Origin of the sequence: Exiguobacterium sp. SH5S4, from assembly GCF_004337045.1 — a bacterium.
In the GTDB taxonomy this organism is placed as follows: Bacteria; Bacillota; Bacilli; order Exiguobacteriales; family Exiguobacteriaceae; genus Exiguobacterium; species Exiguobacterium aurantiacum_A.
On the sequence record NZ_SJUQ01000013.1, the window covers coordinates 74,144 to 80,143 of the forward strand.

Sequence of the window (6,000 nt, forward strand, 5' to 3'; positions counted from 1 at the left end):
CTCCAATCATTCTCTTCTACACTAGAGACATTGGAGGCGATTTTTATGAAGCATACGTTTCAAATGAACCTTGACTGGACCGGCGGACGTAACGACGTCGGCACGCTCGAGGCCGAACGGTTGAAGACGCAAATTTCGATTCCCCCGGAAATGGACGGACCTGGTATCGGGACGAATCCCGATGAGATGCTCCTCGGAGCTGCGGCGACGTGCTATATCATCACGCTCGCGGCCATGCTCGGACGGAGCGACCTTTCCCATCAAGGCATCACGATCGACGCCGAAGGCATCGTCGACGTGACGAACGGCGTGTTCACATACGAGACGATCCGCTATAAAACCGTGATCAACGTAAAGGCCGACGCGACCGACCGGGATATCACGCTCGTCGAACGGATCGCCAAGAAAGCGAAAGACGGCTGTATGATTTCACGCGCCTTGGCCGGCAACGTGACGTTCGAGCTCGACACGACGGTCACTCGCGTCGACTGACGATGTATCGGTTTGAACGACCGTTAAAAGAAGGTGTTATCGTCAAGCGGCGCAACCGCTTCGTCATGGACGTGTTGCTCGATGACGAAATCGTCGCGTGCCACTGTCCGGTCACGGGACGGATTGGTGATATCATCTTCGAAGGTGTGCCTTGCCTCGTCTCGGCGGCAAACGATCCGCGACGCCACACTTCTTTCACGGTGGAAGCCATCTCGATTGACCGGGACAAGCGCTGGATCGGCATCCATCAAGGGCGGGCCAACGACTACGTCGAACATCTCTTGAAAGCGGACGCTTTGCCGGTCTTTCCGTCTCCAGAACGTGTCGAACGTGAAATCGTGTCAGGCGGTTCACGCCTCGATTTCAAAGTCGATGCAGTCTACATGGAAGTTAAAACACCGCTGACGGAACTGTTCGTGACGCCGCTCCCTCGCTTTGAAGGAAACGCAAGGCAAACCCCTGTCGAGACGAAACGGTTCATCCGTCATCTTGAAACGCTGATCACGACGTTGCCACAAGCAGGCCGGGCCGTTTTATTGTATGTCTTTTTATATGATGCGCCTGTCTTCACCGGCAATCCGAAGCGGAGACATGACGAGGCCATCCGCCGGCTGATCCGTGACGCGATCGCGGACGGGTTCGAAGTCTGGCAGTTGAACTGCGAAGTCACCATAGAAGGCATTACCCCGCTGCGCTGTCTCGAGACGACACATCACTTAAAATAAAAAAAAGCCATCCTGCGATGACTTTTACTGTAGCAAGAGCGGCGTGACGTACGCCTCGATGACAGCAGAGACAGCGAGGAGCGGGACCGCGATAAATAAGAACGTCTTGACCCCTACGAGCAATAGCGCTTTGAACGTGACGTCCGTTTCTTTTCCTCGTAACTTCTTCCATACATGACGGTTGAGCGACAGACCCATCGCCGCCCCGAGCAGGATTGCCGAGATCTCGGTGACGCCATGCGGTAAAATCCCGAGAACGAGCACTTTGACGACCGACTCGCCCGTGAAACCGACGAGCATGGCGACGAGGCCGATGACGGCAGCGTTGATGACGACGAACACATATGGGATGAAGAGCGGGATCATCCCGAGCAAGAAGGCGAGCAACGTGACACGTGTATTGTTCACGAACAAGGCGATCATCATGTCACGTGGACTCGAGTCGAACGTCAGCCCGCTCGCTTCAAACGATTCGCCGAGTTGGGCTAAAATCTCGTCGACTTGTTCGGCCGCGACGAACGTGCGGAATAACCAATACGAGATGACGCCTGTCACGAAGAACACGAGCAACAGTCGGACGAAATCCTTGCGGTAGTAGTCGTTCCACGCCTCGCGGATCGATAGTGATGTTTTCATGAACGATTCCCCCTTATCCATTCATACGAATCCGTTCCACATTTGTTTCATATTTACCCGCGACTGCGCGTTTTTAAAAAACGTGATACAATACACGTCGTAAACAAATCAGAAAAACGAGGTATTCTATACATGATTACAGTAAATAACGTAAGTCTTCAATTCGGTGGCCGTAAGTTGTTCGAAGACGTGAACATCAAGTTCACACCAGGCAACTGTTACGGCTTGATCGGCGCGAACGGTGCCGGTAAATCAACATTCTTGAAAATTCTTTCCGGTGAGCAAGAGACGTCAACGGGTGACGTCAGCTTCTCACCTGGCGAACGTCTCGCCGTCCTCAAACAGGACCATTATGCGTACGAAGACCAGGCTGTGCTTGAAACAGTCATCAAAGGTCATGAGCGCTTGTATCAAGTCATGAAAGAAAAAGATGCAATCTATATGAAAGAAGATTTCTCTGACGAAGACGGCATGCGTGCCGCTGAACTCGAAGGTGAATTCGCTGAGATGAACGGTTGGGAAGCCGAGTCGGAAGCCGCAACGGTGCTTCAAGGTCTCGGCATCACTGACGCGTCGCACCATAAACTCATGAGCGAGCTCACGGGTGGCGAGAAGGTCAAGGTACTCCTTGCCCAAGCGTTGTTCGGTAAGCCAGACATCTTGCTCCTCGATGAGCCGACGAACGGACTTGACATCAAAGCGATTCAATGGCTCGAAGAGTTCTTGATCAACTTTGAGAACACTGTCATCGTCGTTTCCCACGACCGTCACTTCTTGAACAAAGTTTGTACGCACATGGCTGACCTCGACTTCGGTAAGATTCAACTGTACGTCGGGAACTACGACTTCTGGTACGAGTCGAGCCAACTCGCATCGCGCATGGCCAACGACCAGAACAAGAAAAAAGAAGAGAAGATCAAAGAGCTCCAAAACTTTATCGCCCGTTTCAGCTCGAACGCCTCGAAGGCGCGTCAAGCGACGTCGCGTAAAAAGTTGCTCGATAAGATCACACTGGACGACATCCGTCCGTCATCACGCCGTTATCCGTTCGTCGGTTTCTCGATGGAACGTGAAATCGGAAATGACGTCTTGTACGTCGACAACGTCTCGAAGACGATCGACGGTGTCAAAGTACTCGACAACGTCACGTTCTCATTGAACAAGATGGACAAAGTCGCTTTCGTCGGTCGCAACGACGTCGCCATCACGACGCTCTTCAAGATCCTCATGGGTGAGATGGAGCCAGACGCGGGTACGGTCAAATGGGGCGTGACGACGATCCAGTCGTACTTCCCGAAAGACAACTCGGAATACTTCGAAGGCTCAGATAAGAGCATCTTGGACTGGTTACGCCAGTTCTCACCAGCTGACGAGTCAGATACGTTCCTCCGTGGTTTCCTCGGCCGTATGCTCTTCTCTGGCGAAGAAGTCATGAAGAAAGCGTCTGTCCTCTCAGGGGGAGAGAAAGTTCGTTGCATGCTCTCGAAGATGATGCTCTCGAACTCGAACGTGCTCGTCCTTGACGATCCGACGAACCACTTGGACCTCGAATCGATCACAGCGCTCAACAACGGACTCGAGACGTTCAAAGGCGTACTCCTCTTCAGCTCACATGACCATCAGCTCATCTCGACGATTGCGACACGCATCATCGAAGTGACGCCGAATGGGATTGTCGACAAAGAAGCGACGTACGACCAGTTCCTCGAGAACGAATCGCTTCAACAACAAGTCGAATCACTTTACCAAAACGCATAATAAAAATCGATCGGCGCGTGCGCCGATCGATTTTTTTATTTGACTTCGACTGTCTCCATGACGTGTTCATGGATGTCGTGTCCTTTCGTCACATGGACTTGGACGTTGTACGTACCGGTCTCCGGGAACGTATGCTCACCCGCATAGCTCCCGTTTTCCGTTTCCTCAAGCTTCACCCAATCGTGCTTATCCGCACCGTCTTTGAATACTTCAAGTTGAACGTCCGCACCTGTCAGCGCCTCATGGTCAATTTCAACGTTGACTGTGAACGGGCTCGCTTCATTCGCCGTCACTTGCTTTGGATCGAGCATGATATCGGCCCCGGCGTGTTGGTGATGGTCTGATTCAGCCTCAGCATCCGTTTCTGGATGGCCGACCGTCACGTTCGCCGTCGGCATCGTGTGCATCGCCCGCGCCGTCACATGGACTTGGACCGTATAGACCGCTTCATCCGCAAACGTTGCTTCCGTCTCATAGACCCCGTCTTCCGTGAGCGAAGCTTTCAGCATCTCGCTCTCTTCCTTGGCACCGTTCTTCCACACTTCGAACTTGATCTCGTCCGCGTCATCGACCCCTGCGCCGTCTTGCGTGACGCGAACCGATAACGTGACCGCTTCATCTATTTCCGCTGTCGCCGGTACGTTCAATTCTGCTTCGACGGGCTCCATCGACTGCACCATCTCCGTCGCATTGTCCGCCTCTTCTGTCCCGCATGCCCCGAGGACGAACAGACCGGCTAACCCTGTGGCCATCCCGATTCGTTTCACTGTTTGTCTCATCATGACCCCCCTAGTTAATCGCTTACACGTTTCACACTTTGTTCATGATATCATCCTTTTTCAGGAAGTGTGTGAGGATTTTGTGATATTTACCACGCCTCCTGCTCATAAATTAAACACAAAATTTGAGAGTCATTATCCAAAAATCCCTTTGCCTATTTTTAGGTTTATCACGTGTTTATCACCAAAACGGGGTATATAAAATATATACACAGCTCAATATATGGAAAGCCTTGACACCAAGATACATACACCAAGAATGGAGGCGAAAGGAAAAATGAAGAGCAAATTTGTACGGTTATTGATGGCTTTGTTGATCGTGCTGGCACCGTTAGTCGCCTATCCAAAATCAGCTGATGCCGCTGCTTCGAAGTTCATAACGAGCGTGAACACGACGAGTAAAGTCGTGGCATTGACGTTCGATGACGGAGCGGATGGTGCGAATACGAACAAGATTTTGGACATACTTGCCAAGAACAACGTCAAAGCCACTTTCTTTTTGACTGGAACCGGCGCCAACCACCATCCTCAATACATTAAAAACATCGCAGCTAAAGGTCACCAACTAGGTAACCACTCGTACAGCCACCCATACTTCACCCAGTTGACCGCCACTCAAATGAAGACCGAACTCGACCGTACCGAAGCAATTGTTAAATCACTGACCGGTAAAACGACAAAACCGATCTTCCGGGCTCCGTTTGGCGCCGTGAACAGCGCCGTCTTGAGCGGTGTCGGCGCTGCCGGCTACGCTTATACGATCCAATGGAACATCGACACGATTGACTGGAAAGGGCTCACTGCTAGCCAAATCAATACGAAAGTCCAAACAAACATCAAACCAGGATCGATCGTTCTCATGCACACTGGCGCTGGCGCACCGGGCACACCGCTCGCCTTGCCGACGATGATCTCGCAACTGAAAGCGAAAGGCTACAAGTTCGTGACAGTTTCCCAATTGCTCGCTTACCAATCTACTTCAACCGCTAAAACGTATACTGTCAAATCAGGCGACACGCTCTATAGCATCGCCCGGGCTTACAACGTCACCGTCGCTGCACTCGCTGCCGCTAACAAGATTACGAACATCAACCTAATTAGTGTCGGTCAAGTGCTCGTCATCCCAGGAACAAGCGTCACACCACCCCCAGCGACGACTGTCAAATATACGGTAAAAGCAGGCGATACACTCTACAAGATTGCGACACTGTACAAAACGACCGTCGCCAAAATCGCTGCCGCCAATAACATCACGAACATCAACCTGATCAGCGTCGGTCAAGTACTGATCATCCCAGGCACAACCGTCACTCCTCCGCCAGCGACGACCGTGAAGTATACCGTCAAGTCAGGCGACACGCTCTATAAGATTGCGACGACATATAATACGACCGTCGCCAAAATCGCTGCTGCCAACAACATCACGAACATCAATTTGATCAGCATCGGTCAAGTACTCACAATTCCTCGTTAACCACAAAAAGAGGCTGGGACATAACTCAGTAGATTTATAAGAAAGAGGCCACCGGGAGCGACTTGTTCGCTAACGGTGGCCTCTTCTCATTTTTATGGGTTCGTTCACGCATTTCGGACTAAACAGATAGGGGCGA

The 6,000-nt window shown here is 51.7% G+C and carries 6 protein-coding genes; 4 read left to right on the forward strand and 2 right to left on the reverse strand.

Annotated elements, in window-relative coordinates; translation table 11 throughout:
- The first annotated feature begins 45 nt into the window (after positions 1 to 45).
- Both EVJ32_RS08915 and EVJ32_RS08920 read left to right on the forward strand, forming a co-directional pair.
- Entirely contained in the window at positions 46 to 492 is a 447-nt protein-coding gene (locus tag EVJ32_RS08915; RefSeq protein WP_131457949.1) for an OsmC family protein, read from the forward strand.
- 2 nt (positions 493 to 494) lie between these two features.
- On the forward strand, positions 495 to 1,217 hold the full coding sequence (locus tag EVJ32_RS08920; protein ID WP_131457950.1) for a DNA/RNA nuclease SfsA: 723 nt from the start codon (positions 495 to 497) through the stop codon (positions 1,215 to 1,217).
- 24 nt (positions 1,218 to 1,241) lie between these two features.
- Here the strand turns inward: EVJ32_RS08920 and EVJ32_RS08925 are convergent, their stop codons facing one another.
- Positions 1,242 to 1,853 (reverse strand): stage II sporulation protein M, encoded by a 612-nt coding sequence (locus tag EVJ32_RS08925; RefSeq protein ID WP_161566948.1) that lies wholly within the window; start codon positions 1,851 to 1,853, stop codon positions 1,242 to 1,244.
- A gap of 132 nt (positions 1,854 to 1,985) precedes the next feature.
- On the opposite strand from EVJ32_RS08925, the gene EVJ32_RS08930 reads away from it, so the two are divergent.
- Positions 1,986 to 3,611 (forward strand): ABC-F family ATP-binding cassette domain-containing protein, encoded by a 1,626-nt coding sequence (locus EVJ32_RS08930; protein WP_131457952.1) that lies wholly within the window; start codon positions 1,986 to 1,988, stop codon positions 3,609 to 3,611.
- 35 nt (positions 3,612 to 3,646) lie between these two features.
- On the opposite strand, the gene EVJ32_RS08935 is transcribed toward EVJ32_RS08930, so the two are convergent.
- Entirely contained in the window at positions 3,647 to 4,390 is a 744-nt protein-coding gene (locus EVJ32_RS08935; protein ID WP_131457953.1) for a FixH family protein, read from the reverse strand.
- A gap of 277 nt (positions 4,391 to 4,667) precedes the next feature.
- On the opposite strand from EVJ32_RS08935, the gene EVJ32_RS08940 reads away from it, so the two are divergent.
- Complete coding sequence (locus EVJ32_RS08940) at positions 4,668 to 5,864, forward strand: LysM peptidoglycan-binding domain-containing protein (protein WP_131457954.1); 1,197 nt, start codon at positions 4,668 to 4,670, stop codon at positions 5,862 to 5,864.
- The last annotated feature ends 136 nt before the right edge of the window (positions 5,865 to 6,000 follow it).

Bases quoted from the DNA above. Each gene is read 5' to 3' on its own strand.
- EVJ32_RS08915 (WP_131457949.1), top strand. From the start codon at position 46: ATGAAGCATACGTTTCAAATGAACCTTGACTGGACCGGCGGACGTAAC.
- EVJ32_RS08920 (WP_131457950.1), top strand. From the start codon at position 495: ATGTATCGGTTTGAACGACCGTTAAAAGAAGGTGTTATCGTCAAGCGG.
- EVJ32_RS08925 (WP_161566948.1), bottom strand. From the start codon at position 1,853: ATGAAAACATCACTATCGATCCGCGAGGCGTGGAACGACTACTACCGC.
- EVJ32_RS08930 (WP_131457952.1), top strand. From the start codon at position 1,986: ATGATTACAGTAAATAACGTAAGTCTTCAATTCGGTGGCCGTAAGTTG.
- EVJ32_RS08935 (WP_131457953.1), bottom strand. From the start codon at position 4,390: ATGAGACAAACAGTGAAACGAATCGGGATGGCCACAGGGTTAGCCGGT.
- EVJ32_RS08940 (WP_131457954.1), top strand. From the start codon at position 4,668: ATGAAGAGCAAATTTGTACGGTTATTGATGGCTTTGTTGATCGTGCTG.